This is a genomic window from Novosphingobium album (ex Liu et al. 2023) (assembly GCF_029076845.1).
GTDB lineage: Bacteria > Pseudomonadota > Alphaproteobacteria > Sphingomonadales > Sphingomonadaceae > Novosphingobium.
The window spans coordinates 7,690-28,243 of sequence record NZ_JARESE010000016.1; the positions used below are offsets into that span (position 1 = coordinate 7,690).

Here is a 20,554-nt window from a genome sequence, read left to right on the forward strand (position 1 = left end):
CCCCCCCCCCCCCCCCCCCCGTATGGTGCAGCCGAACATCGTTTTGCCCGCCCGCTCGAAATGCTATGGCCGCTCACCATTCAAGATGATGGAGGCTCCTGTGCAAATTGCGGTTCTCACCTTCGACGGCTTCAACGAGTTGGACTCGTTTGTCGCAGCCGCGATTGTGAACCGCATGAAGGCAAAGGGCTGGGCGGCACATATCACCTCGCCGACGCCGGAAGTCACGTCGATGAACGGCGTCACGATCCAGCGCCAGAAGCCGCTTGAGTTCGCGGCGGAAGCGGACGCGGTGCTGATCGGTAGCGGCGTCAAGACGCGCGAGATTGCCGCCGATACCGACATGCTGGCGCGGATCACGCTCGATCCCTCACGACAGCTCATTGGCGCGCAATGTTCGGGGACGCTCATTCTCGCCAAGCTCGGCCTGATCGGCGACTTGCCCGCCTGCACGGACCTGACGACGAAACCGTGGGTCATTGAGGCCGGCGTGGACGTGCTGGACACGCCGTTTGTCGCGCACGGCAACGTAGCGACCGCCGGGGGATGCCTGGCCTCGCAATATCTGGCGACGTGGCTGATTGCACGCATGGCAACGATCGGCGATGCCAGGGACGCGATGCACTATGTCGCCCCTGTGGGCGAGAAGGACACCTATATCGCGCGCGCACTCGCCGCCGTCACGCCGTTCCTGCCTGTGGCGCAGGCGGCATAAGCGGCGACAATCCATCGCTTAAATGCTTAGTCGCTTAGTCGCTTAGTCGCTTAGCTTTCGCTCTCGCTTTCTTCGTCGTCCAGCGGCTCATGCTCCATCCGGCCGTGATCCTCGATCGGGCAAAGCGGCGCGCCGGCCTGCTCAAGCCATTTGCGCGCGGTCCGCACGGTATAGCCGCACGTCGCGCATTCGCATTTGAGCATCCGGGCTTTCTGCTTCTTGGGCGCGGTGGATTCGCCGTCCGTGTCCAGACGGGCATGGGGGAGGGGGCCGACAGCCTCCAAGATCGGAGCTACGGCCGACAGGAACGCCTCGCCGGGGGTGGTGGCGCGCATCGGCCCGACCAGGCCAAGCCCCTGCGCGACCCGTTTAAACGCCTTCCCATGCCCTGCCGGGATGCCGACAGCGGCATGGACCAGCTCATGCGCGAGGATGGCCGCGATCTGCGCTGGCATCGCGTCGGGCGCGTGCGCGAGGTCCGGGCGGATGAAGATTTCAAAATGCCCGTCCGCGCTCAAGCGATTGTCCCAGCACTCGCCGATCGCCTTGCCCTTCGCGCCCCTGCTGGTGAAGCCGATCGCGACGCGCACGCGCGAGGGCAGGGGGGCGTCCAGCGCCTCGAACAGCGGAGCCATGCCCTGCGCCACCGCGTTGAGCCAGCTTTCGCGGGTTTCGTGGACCATCTGATTTTCCTCCTTCAAATCGCCTGTCCGGCGATGGCCATGCCATCGGCCGGAACACGGACGCCCAAGAACGCCGGCAAGAGAGGGGGGCAGCGGGATTCGATGGGGGTGGAGCGGCCGCAGCGCAGCGAGGCACGGCCCCGTCTAATCCCGTTGCGGAGGAGAGGCGGCCGGGACCGCCTTTCCCCCTCGAACGAACATCGACGCCGGCGCACGCCGGCACATCGCCCGCGAGATCCGCGCACGCGATCTCGCTTCCGCCATGTGGATCGTCACCTTGTGCCAAGACCGCTTGCGGGCTTGGGGAGCGAAGCGAGTAGAGCCACGGTGCCGCGCCAGCGGTAGGCGCTTAGTCGCTTATTATTGGCGATCAGGATTGGCCTTGAAAATAATGCGTTTCTGCATTACCCTGATTTGATATGGAGGTAATGACATGACGACATTAAGCGTGACCACGCGGGGCCAGGTGACGTTTCGGAAGGATATTCTGAAACATCTCGGCATCCAGCCCGGTGGCAAGATCAGGCTCGACTTGCTGCCCGATGGGCGGGCGGAACTGAAAGCGGACCAGCCAAAGGGTTCGTGGCGGGCGCTGCACGGGATGCTCAAGGGGAAGGGCGATGGTCCCCGGTTCACGATCGAGGAAATCAACGACGCTATCGCGGAAGCGGGCGCTGCTGCGGGTGTGGCCGGTCTGGACGATAAATGAAGATCACGGCCGACACGAACGTCTTGCTGCGCCTGGTGCTGGCGGACGACGAAGCGCAGGGCCTCGCCGCCGTCGAAGCGATGGAAGGCGCAAGCCACGTTGCTATCAGCGTGCATTCACTGTGCGAACTCGCCTGGGTTCTGGAACGACTCTACAAGAAAACCCGACCCGAAATTGCCGCCGCGATCCGAGGCGTGATCGATGCGGAGAACGTCGTCGTCAATCGCCCTGCGGTGGAAGCGGGCCTAGCTATCCTCGATGCGGGCGGCGACTTCGCGGACGGGGTGATCGCTTTCGACGGCCGATTCCACGGCGGGGAGACGTTCGTGTCCTTCGACAAAACGGCAGTCAAACTGCTGAAAGGGCAGGGGGCCGCCGCCCTGCTGCTGAAATAGCCATGCGAGCGATATTCATCCGGCATGGGGAAAGCACCGGCAACGCCGGCGTGCCGTGTCACGATCTGGCGACGATCGAGCTGACGGAGCGGGGCCACGAACAGGCGCGCGCGGTCGCGGCGAGCTGGACGCAAGCGCCCGCGCTCATCGTCACGTCGCCCTATACCCGCACCCGGCAAACCGCCGCGCCGACCATCGCCCGCTTTCCCGACGCGCCGGTGGAAATGTGGCCGATAGAAGAGTTCACCTATCTGCAACCGGCGCGCTGGAACGGCACGCGCAGCGCCGAGAGGATGCCGCACCTCGAACGCTATTGGAGCGCGGCCGATCCTGATTATTGCGACGGGGAGGGGGCGGAGAGCTTCGGCACCTTACTACGGCGCTGCGAGGCGGCGCTGGCGCGCCTCGCCGGCCTACCTGCCGGGTCGCTGGCCTATGTGTTCGGGCATGGGCAGTTCATCCAGGCCGCCCGCGCGATCGTCGCCGACGCCCATCTGGACGACCGGGCCAAGATGCTCGGGTTCTGGCGCAAGGGCGAGCCGCCCGCGATCAGCAACGCGCAGCGGGTAGGGTTTCATTGGGAAAATGGCCGCTGGGTATGCGCGCCGGCCATGGCCGCCTAGATCAACACCCGCTCCACCTCGTCCAGCGTCACGTCATCGGGGCGGCGGTCGTAGAGCTGGGTGGTCCGAGTCGAGCTGTGGTTCGCCATCGTCGCGGCCGTCTCCAACGTGCCGCCGTTCTTCAAATAGGTGGTGATCCCGGTCGCGCGGAACGAATGATTGCCGATCGCCGTGCCGATCCCGGCCGCTGCCGCACGCCGGCGCACCATCGCGAACGCATTGGCCTGGGGCAGGGGCGTATCGCTTAACTGCTTGGTCCCGCGCGCGATCGTGCGGAACAACGGCCCCTTACGATTCTCGCGCAGCTCGCACCCATCGAGATAGGCGGTCAGATAATCCTCAAGATTGTGGTGGCAGGGCATTTCGTGGCGCTTACCGCCCTTTTCGTGCAGCCGCACCCATAGGCGACGGTTCTGCATGAACACGTCCTCCACCCGCATCGTCAGCGCCGCGCCGATCCGCGCGAAGCTATAGACCATCAACCCGATCAAGGCGCGGTCGCGCAGCCCCGCATGGGTGGTAATGTCGATCCGATCGAGTAAGGCCCGCGCCTCGTCGGGGGCCAGCACCGGCGTCTTGCCGCGCCGCTGACTATGCGCCGGCCCGCGCACCGACGCGGCGGGGTTCACCGGCACGACATGGCCCGTCACCAGCCAGTCGAACAGGTGACGCACGCCGGCGAGCTGCTGCTTGACGCTGGGCGCGGCCAGCTCGCGCCCAAGCGCCTCGATCCAGGCCGCGACATGGAGCGGCTGCACCTGGGGGAGCGAGGCGACGCCGCGCTCCGCTACCCACGCCAGGAAGTCGCCCGCCGCGCGCATATAGGCGCGGCGCGTATGCGGGTTGCGAATGGTGACGGCGAAGAACTCAAGAAAGCGAAGCCGCGCGCGCTCGTCGGCCGCCGCGACCAGGGCCGGCAACGCCAGCTCGGGCGAGGGCAGGGGGGCGAGCTGGTTCATCGCTGGATCTTCTCCCACCGCGCCGCCTCGGGGCGCGGCTCGGCGATCTTGCGGAGTATTTCGTCAAACACCTCCTCGGCGTCATGGACGCGGCCAGCCTTCATGTCCTCAAGGCTGCTCTCCAACATCCGGCGTAGCAGCTCGTCGCGCAAATCGCGGTGCGGCTCCATCTCGATGAAGTTCTGGACGATCGCGAACACCGCCTCGGCAGGATCAAGGAACATGCCGCGCTCGACCCGCTCCAACAGCCAATCGGCCTGATCGCCGATAAGATACGCCTCGAAGCGCAGGCCGCCCGCGCGGGCCTGCTCGCGCAGCGTCTTCGCCTGGTCGCGCTCGGCGTAGTTGTCGGCGAAAGCCGTGTCCTCATCCTCGGTCATGCCGGCATCCTTTTGAGTATATGATAAAGGACATTATCATACGTAGAACGGGCCGTGAATCCCCGGCTTGGCGTGCGCGACTAGACGGGTGCCAGTTGCCTGAATGTCTCTATGACGCGGCGCGCCTCGACCGGCTTGCCCAGGATCACGGCCGGCGGATCGCATGGCTGGCACTCGTCGGGCGTGCCGGTGATGAAGATCACCGGGATCGACCCCATCTCGGCAAAGATCGTTTGGACCGCGCGCGGACCGGTGCCGGCGCGCAATTTCACATCGGAAAGAATGATCGCAGGCGGTTCATCGCGCGCGGCTGCGACAGCATCGTCTTGCGTGGCGGCGGTTGCGATCGAGGTAGCGCCGGCTTCATGGGCGACTTCCTTGAGATATTCGCAGATGAACCACTCATCCTCGATTATCAGCACATGACACATAGACGCATTCTCATTTGCCGGCCGCTCTCATAACCCTCCTGTGGGCAATCCGCTCCCGGCCCGAGGCGTTCCCATTTTCTTCGGCCGGGTAGACCCCTTTCAGCACATCGTCGAAATGCTGGTTGATCGCGCTGTTGCATTCGCAGGCGAGTCCGCGCAGCTCGTCGGGTCCGCGCACGGCAATGCGACCGCGCCGCGTCTCGATGAGATGCCGTTGCCTGAAATCCTGGATGACCCTGCTCAAATAGCTTCGGCCGACGCCCAGCATCGCGGCGAGCTGCTCCTGGGTAAGCACGATGTCCTCGGCGCCGGTCCGGTCGATCGCGGCAAGCAGCCACTTCGCGGTTCGCTGTTCGATCGTATGCGCCGCGTTGCAGGCGGCCGACTGGAAAACCTGGGCCATGAGACAATCCGCGTAACGTGCGAACAGATGGTTCAACGTGGGTGATTGTGCTTTCGCCTCTTCGAGCCGATGCAGGTCGATCCGGAAAAACTCGCCCCCAAGCTGGACTTCCGCGCGCGAAAAGGCCGGGAGCCTGCCTTGGCTGACAATCCCGCCGACTGCGCCTTCGCGTCCGACAAGCGCGGTCTCGATCGCCTTCCCGTCGCCCAACACGACAAGATAGGAAATCAGGCTCGAACCGCGTGGGAAAAAGGCGTGTCGGACCGTATCGCCGGGTTCGTGCAGCAGCGTGCCTGTGGGTGCCGACCACTCTTCGAGCTGCGGCCGCAAGATAGTCCAGTCCTCGGTCCGGAGCGCGCGGAGCAGGTTGTTACCGATGGGATCAGGTCCGTTCACGGTCGCATCAATCTCCCCTTGGAAACACGATAAAACGCTCGAACAGGAGAAATGTTCACTACAGGGCAGACGCTTCCCGGCACTTGTGTCTACAAGGGGACACAAACCCGAGACTGGCCACCCCGCGATGACTCGCATCGCTTCCAGGGCAGGTTTGGAGTGACGCTCGGGAGTTCAACATGCCAACCAAAAACGCTGCTGCTTCGATTGATCGCGCGAAGCACGCCTATTCTGCACGGCCAGCGCGCCGTCAGGCCTGAGATGGACCCCGTGCAATCCGGCGCACGCCCTCCTCTCGGTTTGCGGCTTTACGTGGCCGGTGACACCCCCGGCGCCCGGCGGGCCATCGAGAGCCGCGAGCGGCTGCTCGATGCGTGTGGCAATCGCCTCGACATCGAAGTCATCGACATTCTCGCGCGTCCCGACGCGGCGGAGGCGGCCGGCATCCTGGCGACGCCCACGCTTGCCGATGAGGCCATCCAACCGCCCCGCCGTCTGATCGGCGATTTCAGCAACATCGCCCAGGTTCTCGATTTCTTCGGGCTTCGCAAGGAGGACACCCCCTCATGACCACCGCAGAGGAGATTGTCGATCCCGTGCTTGAGCGCGTGAAGACCGGCATCGAGGCCTTCGACGATCTCGTGATGGGCGGCCTTCCCCGGGGGCGCACCACGATCGTCGGCGGCACGCCGGGAAGCGGCAAGACGGTGTTCGCCACCCAGTTTCTCGCGCATGGCATCACCGATCTTGATGAGCCCGGCGTCTTCGTCACCTTCGAGGAGCCATCGGCCGACATCGAGGTCAATATGGCGAGCTTCGGTTGGGATATCCGGGGCTGGCAGAATGCCAAGAAGCTGGCCTTCGTCGATGCGAGCCCGCGCGATCAGGACGAGCTTGTCGTCGGGGAGTTCGATCTTGCCGGCCTGCTCGCCCGTATCCTGCATGCCGTTCAGGGCATCGGCGCCAAGCGTATCGTCCTCGACTCTCTGACCCAGCTCTTTCATCATTTCGTGGCCGATCAGAACGCCATCCGGCGCGAGCTGCTCCGCGTCGCTTCCGCGCTCAAGCGCGAGGGACTGACCGTGCTGATGACGGCCGAGCGCAACAGCGAATATGGCGACATCTCGCGTCACCGGATCGAGGAGTTCGTCGCCGACAATGTGGTGATCCTGCGCAATGCGCTCGATCGCGAACGCCGCCGCCGCACGATTGAGGTTCTCAAGATGCGGGGCAGCCGCCACGTCGAGGGCGAGGTGCCGATCACCCTGGTCAGTGGTGAGGGCATGGTGGCGGTGCCCTTGTCCTCACTCCGGCTCGAACAGCAATCGAGCACCAAGCGGGTGACGAGCGGCAACGCCGAGCTCGACCGGATGACGAGCGGCGGTTTTTTCCGCGACAGCGTGACCCTGGTGAGCGGCGCGACCGGCACCGGCAAGACGCTCCTCGTCACGAACTTCCTTGCCGGCGGCGCCGCCGCCGGCGAACGGGCGCTGCTCATCGGCTATGAGGAAAGCCGGGGCCAGCTTTTCCGCAACGCGAAAAGCTGGGGCGTCGATTTCGAGGCGCTGGAAGCGGAAGGGCGTTTGAAGGTCGTGTGCCTCTATCCCGAAGCCCAAAGCCTGCCCGACCATCTGCTGATGATCCGCGAGCTGGTCGAGGAGTTCAAGCCCGACCGCCTCGCGATCGACAGTCTCTCGGCGCTGGAGCGCATCGCCCCCGAAACGGGTTTCCGCGAGTTCCTCATCAGCCTGACGTCGTTCATCAAGAAACATGAGATTGCCGGCCTGTGCACGGCGACCGACAAATCGCTGGTCGGCGGCCAAAGCGTCAGCGAACAGCATATCTCAACGCTGACCGATTCTATCATCCTGCTGCGCTACATCCAGCAGGCGCAGTTCATGCACCGGGGCCTGATGGTGCTCAAGATGCGCGGCAGCGAACATGACAAGCAGATCAGGCGCTTCACCATCGACGGCGACGGCATGCATCTCGGAGACGCGTTCGAGGGCTCGCCCGACATTTTCAGCGATTCCGTCCTGCCAGGACCTGCAACGGCATGACGCCGGGATCATCCCATGCCCGCGACACCGTGGCGGAAACCGTCGCCCCTCATGCGTCCGCGCCGGACTTCAGCCGGTCCAGCTTCCGCCTCCTGATCGAGAGCAGCGCCGATGGTGTGCTGGTGGTCAATCTCGTCGGTGACGTTCTTTACGCCAATCCTGCCGCTGCCGAAATCTTCGGCAAACCGCTCGACGTGCTGCTCCATGTTCCGCTCGGCCGGCCTGTCGTGTCCGGCGACACGGCCGAGATTACCGTTCATCGGCAGGGCGGGAAGCCGGCTCAAGTCGAGATGCGGGTGGTCGATATTCATTGGGATGGACGGCAGGCGCTGCTCGCCAGTCTTCGTGACATCTCTGTCCGCCGCGCCGAGGACGAGCGCCTGCGCCAGTCGCAGAAGATGGAGGCGGTCGGCCGGCTTGCCGCCGGCATCGTGCACGACATCAACAATCTTCTGGCCGTGGTCACATCCGGCCTGCGGCTATTGGAAAAGGAGATCGACCGCGACCCGGCAAGCCCGAAAATCAATCAATTGATCGAAGGAATGTTGGAGCGCGCCCAGAATGGAGGGGCCTTGACGCAACAGCTCCTGGCCTTCTCCCGGCGGCAGCCGCTCTCTCCGGAGGCCGTCGATCTCAACCAGCGCATCAGCGCGCTCACGCAGATGCTGGAGCGAACACTCGGCAGAGGCGTAGAGACTCGTTGCGTTCTCGATCCGGCGCTGAGCCCGATTCATATCGATGCGAACCAATTGGATGTGGCCATCCTCAACCTCGCGGTCAATGCGCGCGACGCCATGGCCGGCAAAGGCACGCTCATCATCGAAACGAGCAACGCGACCGAGGATGCTGAAACGGATTCCGGCTCCTTCGTAAGGGTCTCGATCCGCGACACCGGCTGCGGCATGAGCGAGGACGTGCTGGCCCAGGTTTTCGAGCCCTTCTTCACGACTAAAGGCGAAAATGAGGGCACGGGGCTGGGTTTGAGCCAGGTCTACGGCTTCATCAGCCAATCTGGCGGTCATGTCCGGATCGACAGCGCGGTCGGCGAGGGAACCGCTGTCCATCTCCTCCTGCCCAAGAAGGCCAAGACCGAAATATGAGAACCCGAGTCCGTTTCCTTCCCATTGCCATGCTCGCCGCTCTGTTCGCCGCGCCGGCCTGGGCGCAGCAGACGCAGCCAGCACAGCAGGCTCAGCCCGATGCCACCATCAAGCGGGGTGGAGAAATCGTCACCCAGCCCGCGCGGGACGTGGGGGTCGCCAGGACGAAAATCCCGCCGGTTCTCGAAGCTGCGCATGAGGACCCTTATGGGCTTGCCGGGCTCGGCCGATGCCGGCATCTCACCCAGGCGATCACGGAGCTGAACGAGGTTCTCGGCCCCGATTATACGATCGGGAACGAGAAAAAGGAAAACAGAGCGGGCAAGCTCGCCGAGGCCGGCGGCAAGACCGTCATCAACGCGATCATTCCCTTCCGGGGGCTCGTGCGGGAAGTTACGGGCGCGGCGCCGGCCCAGCGGCGTCTTGAGGCCGCGATCGACGCCGGTTTCGCACGGCGTGGATTTCTTCGCGGCGTCGCCTACAGCCGTCGATGCCGACTATGAATATTGGGCTCCGCACGAACATCGGTGAGGCCGGCATCGCTTGTCGATCCCAGCCTCACCCGTTCCTGATATGTCGAAGCCATGCGCTATAGCCAACCACAATCGGGACAAAGCCGTATAGCGGTCAGATGTCGTCGCCAAGCGCGCCCTTGATCTTGCCCTTGAGCTGCTGGGCCTTGCCCTTGACTTCCTGACCGGCACCCTCGTCCCGAGTCTCGGGATTGTCGGATTTCTGCTTGGCCTTGCCGATTGTCTCGTTGACGTTGCCTTTGATCTTGTCGGTTAATTTGCCCATGGGTGCCTCCTGATCCGGGTATTTCAGGAACGAAGCGTCACCCCGACGTGTTCCCGACGCACAACGCAGCGCCGGGGATCGTCGCGGCTTTTCAGAGGAAACGGGTTTATTCCGCGATGGTTGGGAAAAGCGGCGCTGGGCGCCGCGCTTGTGCTTGCAATCGGCCTGTTGGTTCTTGCCCTTGCCCCCTTCGGCTTTTTGCGCGGGTTAGCCGAACAGCAACTATCGGCGCGCTTCGGTGCGCCCGTCAGCATCGCCGGAATCGAGCGGCTCGACCATTTCACGCTGCACCCGCGTATCCGTGTCCTGGGCGTGCGCGTGGCACAGCCCGCCTGGGCAGGGACGGGCGACCTTGCCCGCATCGATGAGGCGATCATCCGCGCGCCGTTGCTCTCCGCGCTGCGCGGTGCGCTGCGCCCCGATTCCATCGATCTGCGCGGCGTCACGCTGAACCTTGTCCGCGACGAGAAGGGCAAGGCCAACTGGGAGGGAAGCCACAAGGATGACAAGTCGTCATCCGCGCCGCCGCGCATTGCGCATCTGACGGTCACGAACGGTCGTCTCACCCTGAAGGACGCCAAGCGCCATATGGAGGTGACGAGGGCCGGCTTTGCGGCCGATCCGATGCGGGGTCTTTGGGTCGACGGCACCGGACTCCATCGCGGACGGCCGATGACGCTATCCTTTCGCGGCGCGGCGATCGACAACCGCGATCCCAATCGGCTCTATCCCTTCCGGCTCGCGATCAAATCGCCGTTGCTCGACTTTGCGGCTGACGGCCAGATGGATCATCCGCTCGACCTCGATCATTTCGCCGCCGCGATCGTCTCGCGGGGCGATAACCTCAAGACCCTGGACGATGTGATCGAGGCAGGCCTTTTCGGCACGCAGCCCTTCACGCTGAAGGCGCGGGTGCGGCATGACGACAAGGATTGGAACATCCGGTCCCTTGCAGGAACGATCGGGCGCTCCGACATGACGGGCGCGGCGATGGTGCGCAAACGCGACGGCCGCACGTTGCTGGATGGGCATCTCGATGCGGGCCGGCTCGATTTCGACGACCTGTCATCGAACAAAGGCAAAGCGCGCGCTGCCGCGAAACGCCGACAGATCGGCCCGCGCGTCATTCCCGACACCAGGATCGATCTCAGGAAGCTGCACAAGCTGGACGGGACGCTGCGCGTCTCCGCCCGCGAATTGCTGCTGAACCATCCAAGCCTGTTCAAAGGCTTCCGGGGAACCCTCAGGCTCGACCATCGCCGCCTCACGCTGGACCCGCTTGTCATCCAGCTCAGCCGGGGGACCATCTCGGGCAGGATGGTGGTCGATCATCGTGGCGAAGGCGATCCCAAGCTCACGCTCGATCTCCGCCAGAAGGGCACGCGGTTTGCGGACCTGTCGGGCGACCCGGCCGCAATCGACGGGCCGGTTGAACTGCGCATAGCCCTGACCGGCCATGGCCGGGAAATTCGCAGCGCGCTTGCCAACGCATCGGGCCGGGTGGGGCTTGCGATGACCGGCGGCACCATGCAGCGCAAACTTGCCATCTTCGCGAGCGGCGATGTGCTCAAGAGCATCGGTCAGCTCGCCGGTGGGGGCGACGCCGCCCAGGTGCCCGTCCATTGCGTCATTGCCGACTTCGCTGCCAGGAACGGCGGAATGAAGCCGCGCGCGCTCCTTCTCGACACGCCTGTCGGTCGCGCCGATGGCAAGGGGGACATCTCCCTCGCCAACGAAAGCCTCGCCCTGCTGCTGTCGGGCCGATCCAAGCATCCTGATCCGGTCCAGCTCGCCGCCAAAATTCAGGTTGGCGGGACCTTCTCGAAACCGAGCGTTGCGATCGTCAACGACAAAGGCAAGATACCCGGCAAAAAGGGACTGTTCGACAAGATCGGATCGCTGTTCGGCGCGCTGCGCACCAAGGACGACGAAGGCCGCGCCGCACCGGCACCCGCCGCCAACTGCCCCGCACTGGCCCGAGATGCGCTGCGCTAGCCGGCAAAAGCAAAACGCCGGCGGCTCCTCGACGCTTCAGCCGATCGTCACGCCTCGCCAGTCCCGCTTCTTCTTCTTTCTCGGCCGGATAGGCCGATCGGCCACCGGCGCGGGCTTGTCCTGGCCGGTCCTGTCGGCCAGCAGCGGCGTCGATCGCTCCTCGATGAGCGCGCGCAGCCGAGCCCGCCCGCGTGCGACGCGGCTCTTGACCGTCCCTGGGGCAACACCGAGTCGCATCGCCGCCTCTTCGATCGACACACCCTGGCTCGCCAGCAGCACGGCCTCGCGCTGATCGGGCGGGAGTTCGCTCAGCGCCCAATCCGTATCGCGCAGCCAAATGGCGAGACTCTGGGTCTCGTCCACCCCCAGCATCCGGTCGCGTGCTTCATCGGGCAGGTCCGCATGGAAACGGGCGCGGCGAAGGCCAGTGAGGAAGCTATTCTTCATCACGGTTCGCGTCCAGGCGATCAGGCTGGTTCCGGCCGCAAAGCTGGCGCGCGCGGTCCAGCATCGCAGCATGGTGTCCTGCAAGAGGTCGTCGGCGTCCGCACCGCCCCCGGTCAGCCGCCGGGCATAGGCGCTGAGCGCAGCCGTCTGCTCGATCAGTGCCGCCCCGAAATGATCGTCGGGAATGGCAATCGGGGAAACGCGGGCGGGCACATCGGGCGGCATCTTGTTCTCCGGACAGGCTTTTCCTGCCCTCAGGTAATATAGGGTGCGCAAGCCGGGAATGGTGCTGGTTCAGCCCATTCGCGGCCCGCTTGGTCCCCTGCCGTTCGATCGAGGCAGCATCCGTGCTATAGCCCCCGAAACAGAATCGGAGAGTGAATGGTGGAGCGCCTGTTCCCGCGCGCCCTGATCGCGTGCATCCGCGATGCTCGGCCGCCGACGCCGAAGGAACTTGCATCGATGGCCGAGAAAATCTGGCGCGAGGCTTTCCCGGGGTATCCATTTCGACACGAGCGCGCGATGAACATCGCCCGCGCCGCCCTCACGGGCGAAGCCCCGACGTGCGCCGCACCGCCGGCGGCGTCCTGTGAACCATCATCGACCGGAAGGCGGAGCGCTGCGATCGGCCAACTGTGCCTTCCAGCGCCAAGGCAGCGGATCGCCCTTTCGTCCTTATGATTGTCGAATTGCCGGCTTCTCGGGACATGATGCGCCGGCACGGCGCCAGAATCCCGTGGATGCCAATCTTGGCGGAAACCCTTCCGGGCTCCGTCGTTCTCGTTGAATGAAAGGAGACTGCAAAATGGCAGACACCAACATAGCGACCGACGAAACCGATCGGCTGATCGCGTCCAACAAGGTCGAGGGCACCGCCGTCTATAACCGCAACGGCGACAAGCTCGGCTCCGTCTACAATTTCATGGTCGATAAGCGCTCCGGCCGGGCGGAATATGCCGTCATGTCGTTCGGCGGCTTCCTTGGCATCGGCGACGAATACCATCCGCTGCCCTGGGACCAGCTCACCTATGACACCGACAAGGGCGGCTATGTCGTCAATCTGACGAAGGAGCAGTTCGAAGGCGGCCCCAGCTACCGGGCCGGCCAGGAGCCCACGTTCGATCGAGCCTATGGCCAGGAGGTCTATGGCTATTATGGATCGAGCTACAATTACTGACATGAAGGAGGGCCGGACCAAGGCAGCGATCCGGCCCCTCCTGGAGCCATGATCGAGCGCGTCGCTCGCTTCCTGTATCACGTCGTCGCGGAGTGCGGCGCTACTCCGAGAAGCGAAATCGAGATGCTGCGAGCAGCCTATGCGCTGGTCAAGGTTATGCGGACGCCCAGCGAAACGATGCAGCAGGCCGGAGCGGCCTTTTTCGCCGAGGATGCGCCAGAGGACAACATCAAGGCCGCCGCGATCGTGTTCACGGCCATGATGGAAGCCGAGCTGGATTGCTGGCCGGGCTGGATGGACGAGGGCGACGAGCCTCGACCCTGATACCGGCGCTGCCCGGACGGCCGAACTCCAAGCTATTCCCCTGCCTTCACCTCGATCGTGCAGCGCACCGGCTTCTTCGCCCTGGTGGCGGACCTGCGGCACGCGTCGATCGGTTCACGGTTGTCACCGGCGAGCTTCACCGCCGCGACGACTCCCGCCCATGTGTCGGGGCTGTCGGTCATCATCAAATGCCGCCCCGCATCCCACATCGTCGGTGCGGCAAGCGTCCGCGTCGCCATGCGCTCGGGCCAATGCCAGCTTGTCGGCATGGTGCGCGCGACGAAGCCGGCGAGCGCCGCCCATAGCAGCATCCCCAGCACCAGGCCGCCGCCGCCGAACAGATAGAGCCAGCGGTTCTGCTCGTCGCCGCGCCGCGCCGATGCGAGCCGATTCCCAAGCTCGCGCGTGGTCTGGTCCAAGGCCGATCGGGCTTCGGCGACAAGACGCGCATCCTCGCGGCGCGCGGCCGTAGCGGCCGAGGCGATCTGGCCCGCCATGTTGTCGGGCGTCATGGCTAGGGCCGGGCTCTTGGCGATCGGATCGATCCGCTGGGCAAGCGCCACCAATATCTTCTCGGTGCGCTCAAGCGTCGGCTCATAGTCGGGAATCTCGATATTCTCGCGCGCAGCGGTCAGCCCCTCGATCGCGGCGCGCAGCAACGTCACCTCGCCATGCACTGACGCCAACCGATCCTCGACCCGCGCGAATGCCTGTGTCGGATCGTCGGCGTCATCGAAACCATCATCCTCGCCCACTTGTCGTTTCTCCTTACCGGCTCAACCCGCGATCACGGCCAATCCCCAAATCCTGCGTCAACTGGCGGCCAAGGTCGCGACCGCGCTCCATGCCCATTTCAAGCCCCAGCTCGCGGGTGCGGCCGCGCAGGATCGATTCCACCTGGGGATCGCGCTCAAGGCTTTTCGCCATGCCCGCCATTTCCTTGCCCGCCTTCTCACGGCCCGTCATGTCGCCAGCGCGATAGAGGCGGTCGCGGTCCTGGGAGAGCTGTTGCCAGCGCTCCACAAACCGATCGGCGCGCAAATTCGGATCGGCACGCACGCGCGCCTCTTGGCGCATCGCCTCGACCATCGGGCCGCTGCGCCCCGCTGCTGCCTCGCGCAGCAAGCCGGGATCGCGCTGCATCGCCGACGCCATATCGCGCGAGGCTTCCGGCCTGATCTGATCCAGCGCCTCGGTCGCGCGCTCGAGCGCGACTTTCTGATGCTCGAGCACCGGCCCGCCCGATGCACGAGCCTGCAATACCGCCTCGGCCGAACGCGAAGCCCGCTCGACCGCGCGCGTAAAGGCGCGGTCCTCGCCGCGATCGGCACGCGCCGGGACTTCCTTCGCCGGCGTCGGCGCCGGCGTGCGGTGGGACAGTTTCAGCCCGTCGAACATGCCGCGCTTGGGAGCCGCCTTTTCCTTCGCACTCTGCGCCGGCTCGGCCGCTCGCTCGGGCGGGCGCGGCCTGAATCCGTCGAACATGCCTCGCCGCGGCTGTCGCTCGCCTGCGGCCTTCGCCTCGCCAGCGCCGCGGCCGTCGCCGGCATCGCGCGTGCGTGAATCTTCGCCCATCTGGCGCATGGTGCCCCCGCCCGGGCCAGGAAGCTCCACGCCCTTGCGGACGGGCGCATCCGCAACGCGGATCTCGCCCGACAGGCCGCGACGATCGGCGAAGCTGCGCGCCTGGGTGTCGGGATCGCGGCCATAGTCGGACGCCATATCTTTCGCCCGCTCACGCGACAGCGTGCGGACAAGCCGGCGATCGTCGGCGAAGTCGTCGCGGCCGTAATGGAGCTGCACCCCGTCACGGTGCCGCGACAGCGCCACATAGGCCGAATGGCGGTCCATCCCCGGCGTCGCCAGCACATGCCCCTGATCGACCGTCACCCCCTGCGATTTGTGGATGGTCGCCGCATAGCCATGATCGACATGGGCATAATCTTTCAGGTCGAACGCGACGCTCCGGCCATCGTCAAGGCGAACGGCCATGCTGTCGGGCGACACGCGCTCGACCCTCCCCAGCGTGCCGTTCTTCACCCCAAGCCCGCGCTCGTTTTTCAGGAACATGATGCGGTCGCCCTGGGCGAACTCGCGCGCGCCGCGATCGGCCGACACGCGCACGTCCGCCCCCAGCTCGCCGGTATCGCGCAACCGATCGCGCGCGGCCTGGTTCAAATCCCGCACCTCGGCATTGGTGTGGGTGAGGATGATCCGCGTCTTGTCGGGATCGGCGACGCGCTGCGCGTCCCATGTGTCGATCAGCTCGGCCCGTGCAGCCTCGCGCGTCTCGGCCGCGTGGACCATGTCATGCTGCTCATAGGCATGGATCGCCTCGCCGGTCCTGCCCGTCGCCAGCGCGCGGGTGGCGTCCTTCTGCCAGTCCTCATGCTGCCGGCGAACCTCGTTGATCTCGGCCGCGCCGTGGCGCTCGGCAAGGGACCGGAACGCCGCGCCGGCCTCGATTGCCTGCAACTGCTCGGCGTCGCCGACAAGAACGACCTTCGCCCCTGCCCGCTCGGCCTCGCCAAGCACGCGCTCCATCTGGCGCGTGCCGATCATGCCGGCCTCGTCGATCACCAGTACGTCGCGCGGGCCTAGCAGCTCGCGGCCCTGCTCCCACTGATATTCCATGCTGGCGATCGTGCGCGACTGAATGCCGGAACCGCCTTCAAGCCCCTCGGCCGCGATGCCGGACAAGGCCGCGCCGCGCACCTGATAGCCCGCCCGCTCCCATTCGTCGCGCGCAACGCCCAACATGGTCGATTTGCCGGTGCCGGCATAGCCGACGACAATTGCCAGGTCGTTCTTGCCGGTGATATGCGCCAGCGCGTCCCGTTGCTGGTCCCCCAGCATCAGGCCATCACTCCCGGCAGCGTCCCGCCCCCCATTTTGCAGCGACGTTGCCGGGAGACCATGCCCCGCTCGATCGGCAAGCCGATCGCCGGCGCGCTCCAACCGCTGCTCCGTCTCGATCATGTCGCGGCTCGTAAAGCGATCCTCGCCGCGCCCGTCTTTGCCCAGCGCCACCAGCTCGGGCGAGGTTCGCACCGCGCTCATCACCTGGTCGAACTGATCCTTGCCGTCGCTGTGCCGGAACGCGAACTGCGCCAGGTCGCGCCGGGTGAACGTGGCCTGCTGGCGCGTGATCGCGTCCAGCGCGATTTCCGGGCGGGCAATGATCTTCTCGCCATTCTCGCGCGCGATCCGGGCATGGTCTTCGACCCGCTCGGCCTCAAGCCCCTGTTCGGGCATCCGCGACGCTGCCGGCCCGATCTTGTGCTGCGGCTCAAGGTCGATCCCCTGCGCCGCCAGGGTCCGGTGATCTATGCGAGCATCAATATCCAGCTCGGCAAGCCGCTCGTTGACATGATCGGCCCACGCCTCGCGCCACCCCTGCAAGAGCGCCGTGCTGTTCCACTCGCGCACCTTCGGCCCGAAGCCCTCCGGCCCTACTTCGCGCATCGACAGCATGACATGCGCGTGGGGTTTCGCTTGCCCGTCCTTGCCCATGTCCCAATGCACATTGAGGTCCGCGACTATGCCGCGCTCGACGAACTGCTTTTCGACGAAATCGCGGGCGAGCTGGACGCCCTGTTGCTGGTTCAACTCGCGCGGAATCGAGAACTCCACCTCGCGGGCAAGCTGCGCGTCCTTGCGCTTCTCGCCGGCCTCGACCTCGTTCCACAAGGTTGCGCGATCGTTTAAACGCTCCGGCGCACCTTCGGGCAGCATGATTTCCGAATGGACGACACCGGCCTTGTTCGAGAAATCATGGTCGCGCCCGAGCCGGTCATCGTGCAGCCGTTCCGCCGCGCGATAGGCCGCGCTGGCAACGGCGCTCGATCCGCTGGCGCGACTGATGACCTTGGCCGAGAAATGGTAGATCGCCATGACGGCCACTATACTGCCTTTCTTAGCGCACGTTGGCAACGACGTATAAGCGCGCACTCACACTCTCTGCCGTTCGCGTGATTGACTTTACCGCATTTCTTGTTCGGAACCGCTGTCCTGCCAGCGCGATCGTGCTACTGTGTAGCTTCTGTTCAACGGGCGCGAGGGAGAGAATGATGCGAAAGACGCGCGACTATGACGCCGAATTGCGGGCGCTGAACGACAAGGCCAAGTCTATCAAGGCGAAGAAGATTCAGCAACTCGGCGAGCTGGTGACGGCAACCGGAGCCGATGCGCTCGATCTCGATACGCTCGCCGGGGCGCTCGCCGCCGCCGTGGAAGCGAACGCACAAGCAAAGGAGGCATGGCGCGCGAAGGGCGTCGCCTTCTTTCAAGGGCGCGGGCGCAAGGCTGGCAAAGGCATTGCGAGCAACGATGACGGCAGAGGCGAAGCTGGTCCAGGCGGTTCGCAGGACTGAGGCCGGACAGCGGCGCGCCGATACGAGAGGATGGGTCGTGCAACGTCGCGAACGCACCCGCCATTTGATCGAGCTGGGCGGCCTCGTCCAGAAGGCGGGCCTGGTCGATCTCGCCGACGACGATCGCGCGACCATTTACGGCGCGCTGCTGGAGCTGGCGAGCAAGGCACGGGGAGACCGTGCCGGCGACGTGCTGGCGCTCTGGAAGCGGCGCGGCAAACGCGCGTTCGATGCGGACGCGGAAGGGAGCGAGGCGCAATGAGCAAACTCGATATCGCGGCGATCCGGGCCGAGGTCCGTGCGCTGTATTTCAAGCGCGGTTCGCTGGCCGAGGTCGCGGCCTGGCGCGAAGCCGATGCGGAATCCCGCGCCAACCTCGCGATCGAAGACATGGCGCTGACGCCCGACGAAGATGCACTGTTCGACATGCTGCGCGAGGAGGCCGTGCCCCCTCCCCTCGCCACCGCGATCGTCCTCAAGCTGCTCGACCATCCCGACGCCGACCCGGCGCTGGCGATCACGCCGATCGGGAGGGCGTAACATGGAATGGCTGCGCCAGCTCGGCCGCGCGATCCGCAACGTCGCCCGCATATCGCGTCAGAATCCGATATGGGCGATCACGGCACTGACCCTCAGCCCGATCGCGCTCATCCGCCATCTGTTTCGGGTCGCCGTCCTGTTCCTGATCGTCGGCATCGTGCTTGGCGGCGGTATGCAATTCGTGCTGCACTCGCTGCTCGGCTTCGCCCGCGATTCCAACATTTACCAAATCGTGATGATGCTCACCTTCCTGGTCATCATCCTCGTGGGCCTGCGCGCGTTGTTCCAACCGCTGATCCTCAAATATGGCGGCCCGGAAGGCGATGCCACCCACGGCTCGGCCCGCTTCGCCACCGACGCGGAAGCCCGGCCGCTCGCGCAAAGCGAGGGCCTGCTGATCGGCCGCGACCGCAAGTCAGGCAAGCTGCTGCGCTATGCCGGCCCGGCCCATCTGCTGACGATCGCGCCCACCCGCACCGGCAAGGGCGTGGGCACGATCATTCCCAACCTCATCGACTATCCCGGCCCGGTCGTCTGCATCGACCCCAAGGGCGAGAACGCCATCGTCACCGCACGCCAGCGCGCCCGCTTCGGCCCGGTCCATGTCCTCGACCCGTTCGGCGTCACCGGCCTCCCCTCGGCCGCGTTCAACCCGCTCGATCGCCTCGACCCTGGCGGCCTCGATCTCGCCGACGACGCCATGACGCTCGCCGACGCGCTGGTCTATGACGTTCCCGGCGAAGCGGGCGAGGCGCATTGGAACGAGGAAGCCAAGGCGCTGATCGCCGGCATCCTCCTGTGGGTGGCCTGCGACGGACAAGCGCAAGGCGCGGACCGCACGCTGGAAGCCGTGCGCGATTGCCTCACCTTCGCGCCCGATAATTTCCAGAAGATGCTCCGGGAAATGTCGCGCAGCACGGATGCGCGGGGTCTGATCGCGCGCGCCGCCAACCGCCACCTCGGCAAGTCCGATCGCGAAGCCGCCGGCGTGCTGTCGGCCGCGCAGCGCCATACCCATTTCCTCGATTCCCCGCGCATGACGGCGGTGCTGGGAAAATCGGATTTCGCGTTCGCCGATCTCAAGGCGACGCCGGCGACCGTGTTCCTCGTCCTCCCGCCCGATCGCCTCGCTGCCTATGCCCGCTGGCTGCGCCTGATGGTGGCTCAAAGCCTCACCGATCTCGCGCGCGCACCGGGCAAGCCCGAACGGCCCATCCTGTTCCTGCTCGATGAGTTCGCCGCGCTCGGCCGTCTCGATCCCGTTGAGCGCGCAATGGGCCTGATGGCCGGCTATGGCATCCAGCTCTGGCCGATCCTGCAAGAGGGCATCGCGTGGAAGGTACGCCAGACAACGCTAAGCGAGAACATTTCAAGAACCGCATGATGGCCGTTACCGCCGGAGGTCGCTAAGCCCCAGTTCTTCCCACATCCATGTAAAGTCATAGGTGCCCATCGGATCGGCGGTGCCCGATTTTGCCGCGCCATTTTCGATATATTTGAGCCAGTCGGCTACCTTTACCCGCCCCGCCTTTGTACAGGCCAGAACGCGTGGCGTCTTGTGGCTGAGGGCTGGGACCGGCTCATCGAGCGTTTTCGTATATTCACGGGTCAGCATATCGTGAACGATGCGCTCCATTTCATGCGGTGGAATATCCAGCGCCTCGTCCTGTGGCGTGCGGGCGGCATCGTCGGCCATAACCTGATCGAGCGTCCGGATTTCGGCCATAGGCGCGCTCACGCAATCACCAAGCCATTCGCCCATCTGGGTAATTGCTCGCTCCGCGCGGGCGGCACTGTTTACCTCGACGATCAGCTTGCGCCCTGCCAGTTCCACATTGGCAAAAACCGGCGTGCCGTCATCCATGGTCGTGACGAAGGCCCGCTTGCCTTTGGTCGCTTGCGGCTTCTTGTTCTTCGTCGCTGGTGCCAGCCAGTTCCAGAAACTGTCGCTGGCAGGTTCCAGCCATTGTGCCGCGTTCAGCCTGTAGCGCGACGATTACGGAGTCCGGTCGGCGTCAATTTTGATGGCCGATAGGTGGCCGCGCC

General features: G+C 65.2%; 24 protein-coding genes and 1 pseudogene. 15 read left to right on the forward strand and 10 right to left on the reverse strand.

Translation table 11 applies throughout. The features are described 5' to 3' along the window. The first annotated feature begins 100 nt into the window (after positions 1-100). A complete protein-coding gene (locus PYV00_RS06895) occupies positions 101-715 on the forward strand; it encodes a DJ-1/PfpI family protein (RefSeq protein WP_275227566.1) in 615 nt (204 codons plus the stop codon). 50 nt (positions 716-765) lie between these two features. Here the strand turns inward: PYV00_RS06895 and PYV00_RS06900 are convergent, their stop codons facing one another. Continuing rightward, the gene (locus PYV00_RS06900) at positions 766-1,398 is read right to left on the reverse strand and encodes a transcription elongation protein SprT (protein WP_275227546.1); all 633 of its coding nucleotides are present in this window, start codon (positions 1,396-1,398) and stop codon (positions 766-768) included. 433 nt (positions 1,399-1,831) lie between these two features. Between PYV00_RS06900 and PYV00_RS06905 the strand changes: the two genes are divergently transcribed. Genes PYV00_RS06905 through PYV00_RS06915 form a run of 3 tightly spaced genes read left to right on the forward strand, consistent with a single transcriptional unit; the run spans position 1,832 to position 3,125 of the window. Next, positions 1,832-2,107, forward strand: coding sequence for an AbrB/MazE/SpoVT family DNA-binding domain-containing protein (locus PYV00_RS06905; RefSeq protein ID WP_065847734.1), 276 nt, complete (start codon positions 1,832-1,834; stop codon positions 2,105-2,107). Then, a complete protein-coding gene (locus PYV00_RS06910) occupies positions 2,104-2,502 on the forward strand; it encodes a type II toxin-antitoxin system VapC family toxin (protein ID WP_065847728.1) in 399 nt (132 codons plus the stop codon). Before PYV00_RS06905 ends, PYV00_RS06910 begins: the two co-directional genes overlap by 4 nt. Positions 2,503-2,504: 2 nt before the next feature. Then, positions 2,505-3,125 (forward strand): histidine phosphatase family protein, encoded by a 621-nt coding sequence (locus PYV00_RS06915; RefSeq protein ID WP_275227547.1) that lies wholly within the window; start codon positions 2,505-2,507, stop codon positions 3,123-3,125. On the opposite strand, the gene PYV00_RS06920 is transcribed toward PYV00_RS06915, so the two are convergent. The 4 genes from PYV00_RS06920 to PYV00_RS06935 all read right to left on the reverse strand — a co-directional run bounded on the left by PYV00_RS06920 (position 3,122) and on the right by PYV00_RS06935 (position 5,694). Continuing rightward, a complete protein-coding gene (locus PYV00_RS06920; protein WP_275227548.1) occupies positions 3,122-4,084 on the reverse strand; it encodes a tyrosine-type recombinase/integrase in 963 nt (320 codons plus the stop codon). The two genes, PYV00_RS06915 and PYV00_RS06920, sit on opposite strands and share 4 nt — an antisense overlap. Next, on the reverse strand, positions 4,081-4,464 hold the full coding sequence (locus PYV00_RS06925) for a CopG family transcriptional regulator (protein WP_275227549.1): 384 nt from the start codon (positions 4,462-4,464) through the stop codon (positions 4,081-4,083). The genes PYV00_RS06920 and PYV00_RS06925 overlap by 4 nt, the downstream gene beginning before the upstream one ends. Before the next feature lie 80 nt (positions 4,465-4,544). Beyond that, entirely contained in the window at positions 4,545-4,895 is a 351-nt protein-coding gene (locus PYV00_RS06930) for a response regulator (protein ID WP_275227550.1), read from the reverse strand. Between the two features lie 10 nt (positions 4,896-4,905). After that, positions 4,906-5,694, reverse strand: a complete 789-nt coding sequence (locus PYV00_RS06935; protein ID WP_275227551.1) for a Crp/Fnr family transcriptional regulator — start codon at positions 5,692-5,694, stop codon at positions 4,906-4,908. Positions 5,695-6,006: 312 nt separating this feature from the next. Between PYV00_RS06935 and PYV00_RS06940 the strand changes: the two genes are divergently transcribed. Genes PYV00_RS06940 through PYV00_RS06955 form a run of 4 tightly spaced genes read left to right on the forward strand, consistent with a single transcriptional unit; the run spans position 6,007 to position 9,357 of the window. Beyond that, positions 6,007-6,264: a circadian clock KaiB family protein gene (locus PYV00_RS06940; RefSeq protein ID WP_275227552.1), complete on the forward strand. Its 258-nt coding sequence runs from the start codon at positions 6,007-6,009 to the stop codon at positions 6,262-6,264. Then, complete coding sequence (kaiC, locus tag PYV00_RS06945) at positions 6,261-7,754, forward strand: circadian clock protein KaiC (RefSeq protein WP_275227553.1); 1,494 nt, start codon at positions 6,261-6,263, stop codon at positions 7,752-7,754. Before PYV00_RS06940 ends, kaiC begins: the two co-directional genes overlap by 4 nt. Further along, complete coding sequence (locus tag PYV00_RS06950) at positions 7,751-8,854, forward strand: two-component system sensor histidine kinase NtrB (protein ID WP_275227554.1); 1,104 nt, start codon at positions 7,751-7,753, stop codon at positions 8,852-8,854. Before kaiC ends, PYV00_RS06950 begins: the two co-directional genes overlap by 4 nt. Positions 8,855-8,883: 29 nt before the next feature. Beyond that, positions 8,884-9,357 carry a hypothetical protein gene (locus PYV00_RS06955; RefSeq protein WP_275227555.1) on the forward strand — a complete coding sequence of 158 codons (474 nt, stop codon included), beginning with the start codon at positions 8,884-8,886 and terminating at the stop codon, positions 9,355-9,357. Between the two features lie 124 nt (positions 9,358-9,481). Here the strand turns inward: PYV00_RS06955 and PYV00_RS06960 are convergent, their stop codons facing one another. Then, the gene (locus PYV00_RS06960) at positions 9,482-9,652 is read right to left on the reverse strand and encodes a CsbD family protein (RefSeq protein WP_275227556.1); all 171 of its coding nucleotides are present in this window, start codon (positions 9,650-9,652) and stop codon (positions 9,482-9,484) included. Between the two features lie 168 nt (positions 9,653-9,820). On the opposite strand from PYV00_RS06960, the gene PYV00_RS06965 reads away from it, so the two are divergent. After that, positions 9,821-11,647: an AsmA family protein gene (locus PYV00_RS06965; RefSeq protein WP_275227557.1), complete on the forward strand. Its 1,827-nt coding sequence runs from the start codon at positions 9,821-9,823 to the stop codon at positions 11,645-11,647. Between the two features lie 36 nt (positions 11,648-11,683). Here the strand turns inward: PYV00_RS06965 and PYV00_RS06970 are convergent, their stop codons facing one another. Continuing rightward, complete coding sequence (locus PYV00_RS06970) at positions 11,684-12,319, reverse strand: RNA polymerase sigma factor (protein WP_275227558.1); 636 nt, start codon at positions 12,317-12,319, stop codon at positions 11,684-11,686. 580 nt (positions 12,320-12,899) lie between these two features. On the opposite strand from PYV00_RS06970, the gene PYV00_RS06975 reads away from it, so the two are divergent. Both PYV00_RS06975 and PYV00_RS06980 read left to right on the forward strand, forming a co-directional pair. Then, entirely contained in the window at positions 12,900-13,271 is a 372-nt protein-coding gene (locus PYV00_RS06975) for a PRC-barrel domain-containing protein (protein ID WP_275227559.1), read from the forward strand. Positions 13,272-13,319: 48 nt separating this feature from the next. Continuing rightward, positions 13,320-13,595, forward strand: a complete 276-nt coding sequence (locus PYV00_RS06980) for a hypothetical protein (RefSeq protein WP_275227560.1) — start codon at positions 13,320-13,322, stop codon at positions 13,593-13,595. A gap of 32 nt (positions 13,596-13,627) precedes the next feature. Here the strand turns inward: PYV00_RS06980 and PYV00_RS06985 are convergent, their stop codons facing one another. Both PYV00_RS06985 and traA read right to left on the reverse strand, forming a co-directional pair. Continuing rightward, positions 13,628-14,350, reverse strand: a complete 723-nt coding sequence (locus PYV00_RS06985) for a DUF6118 family protein (protein WP_275227561.1) — start codon at positions 14,348-14,350, stop codon at positions 13,628-13,630. A 13-nt stretch (positions 14,351-14,363) separates the two neighbouring features. After that, the gene (gene traA, locus PYV00_RS06990; protein WP_275227562.1) at positions 14,364-17,489 is read right to left on the reverse strand and encodes a Ti-type conjugative transfer relaxase TraA; all 3,126 of its coding nucleotides are present in this window, start codon (positions 17,487-17,489) and stop codon (positions 14,364-14,366) included. A 176-nt stretch (positions 17,490-17,665) separates the two neighbouring features. Between traA and traD the strand changes: the two genes are divergently transcribed. The 4 genes and pseudogenes from traD to PYV00_RS07010 form a co-directional block, all read left to right on the forward strand. Further along, positions 17,666-17,968, forward strand: a complete 303-nt coding sequence (gene traD, locus PYV00_RS06995; protein ID WP_275227563.1) for a conjugal transfer protein TraD — start codon at positions 17,666-17,668, stop codon at positions 17,966-17,968. 37 nt (positions 17,969-18,005) lie between these two features. Then, a complete protein-coding gene (locus PYV00_RS07000) occupies positions 18,006-18,230 on the forward strand; it encodes a conjugal transfer protein TraD (RefSeq protein WP_275227564.1) in 225 nt (74 codons plus the stop codon). Next, positions 18,227-18,508 (forward strand): hypothetical protein, encoded by a 282-nt coding sequence (locus tag PYV00_RS07005; protein ID WP_275227565.1) that lies wholly within the window; start codon positions 18,227-18,229, stop codon positions 18,506-18,508. Before PYV00_RS07000 ends, PYV00_RS07005 begins: the two co-directional genes overlap by 4 nt. Position 18,509: 1 nt before the next feature. Beyond that, positions 18,510-19,832, forward strand: a pseudogene (locus tag PYV00_RS07010) (type IV secretory system conjugative DNA transfer family protein); the annotation flags it as partial. 66 nt (positions 19,833-19,898) lie between these two features. On the opposite strand, the gene PYV00_RS07015 reads toward PYV00_RS07010, so the two are convergent. Continuing rightward, entirely contained in the window at positions 19,899-20,372 is a 474-nt protein-coding gene (locus PYV00_RS07015; RefSeq protein WP_198478706.1) for a hypothetical protein, read from the reverse strand. Positions 20,373-20,554: the final 182 nt, after the last annotated feature.

What these genes read in the sequence shown, in the direction of transcription:
- PYV00_RS06915 (WP_275227547.1), top strand. Translation starts at nt 2,505, where the DNA reads ATGCGAGCGATATTCATCCGGCATGGGGAAAGCACCGGCAACGCCGGC.
- PYV00_RS06980 (WP_275227560.1), top strand. Translation starts at nt 13,320, where the DNA reads ATGATCGAGCGCGTCGCTCGCTTCCTGTATCACGTCGTCGCGGAGTGC.
- PYV00_RS07005 (WP_275227565.1), top strand. Translation starts at nt 18,227, where the DNA reads ATGAGCAAACTCGATATCGCGGCGATCCGGGCCGAGGTCCGTGCGCTG.
- PYV00_RS06970 (WP_275227558.1), bottom strand. Translation starts at nt 12,319, where the DNA reads ATGCCGCCCGATGTGCCCGCCCGCGTTTCCCCGATTGCCATTCCCGAC.
- PYV00_RS06905 (WP_065847734.1), top strand. Translation starts at nt 1,832, where the DNA reads ATGACGACATTAAGCGTGACCACGCGGGGCCAGGTGACGTTTCGGAAG.
- PYV00_RS06930 (WP_275227550.1), bottom strand. Translation starts at nt 4,895, where the DNA reads ATGTGTCATGTGCTGATAATCGAGGATGAGTGGTTCATCTGCGAATAT.
- PYV00_RS06910 (WP_065847728.1), top strand. Translation starts at nt 2,104, where the DNA reads ATGAAGATCACGGCCGACACGAACGTCTTGCTGCGCCTGGTGCTGGCG.
- PYV00_RS06960 (WP_275227556.1), bottom strand. Translation starts at nt 9,652, where the DNA reads ATGGGCAAATTAACCGACAAGATCAAAGGCAACGTCAACGAGACAATC.
- PYV00_RS06925 (WP_275227549.1), bottom strand. Translation starts at nt 4,464, where the DNA reads ATGACCGAGGATGAGGACACGGCTTTCGCCGACAACTACGCCGAGCGC.
- PYV00_RS06950 (WP_275227554.1), top strand. Translation starts at nt 7,751, where the DNA reads ATGACGCCGGGATCATCCCATGCCCGCGACACCGTGGCGGAAACCGTC.
- PYV00_RS07015 (WP_198478706.1), bottom strand. Translation starts at nt 20,372, where the DNA reads ATGGATGACGGCACGCCGGTTTTTGCCAATGTGGAACTGGCAGGGCGC.
- PYV00_RS06955 (WP_275227555.1), top strand. Translation starts at nt 8,884, where the DNA reads ATGCTCGCCGCTCTGTTCGCCGCGCCGGCCTGGGCGCAGCAGACGCAG.
- traA (WP_275227562.1), bottom strand. Translation starts at nt 17,489, where the DNA reads ATGGCGATCTACCATTTCTCGGCCAAGGTCATCAGTCGCGCCAGCGGA.
- PYV00_RS06975 (WP_275227559.1), top strand. Translation starts at nt 12,900, where the DNA reads ATGGCAGACACCAACATAGCGACCGACGAAACCGATCGGCTGATCGCG.
- PYV00_RS06920 (WP_275227548.1), bottom strand. Translation starts at nt 4,084, where the DNA reads ATGAACCAGCTCGCCCCCCTGCCCTCGCCCGAGCTGGCGTTGCCGGCC.
- kaiC (WP_275227553.1), top strand. Translation starts at nt 6,261, where the DNA reads ATGACCACCGCAGAGGAGATTGTCGATCCCGTGCTTGAGCGCGTGAAG.
- PYV00_RS06900 (WP_275227546.1), bottom strand. Translation starts at nt 1,398, where the DNA reads ATGGTCCACGAAACCCGCGAAAGCTGGCTCAACGCGGTGGCGCAGGGC.
- traD (WP_275227563.1), top strand. Translation starts at nt 17,666, where the DNA reads ATGCGAAAGACGCGCGACTATGACGCCGAATTGCGGGCGCTGAACGAC.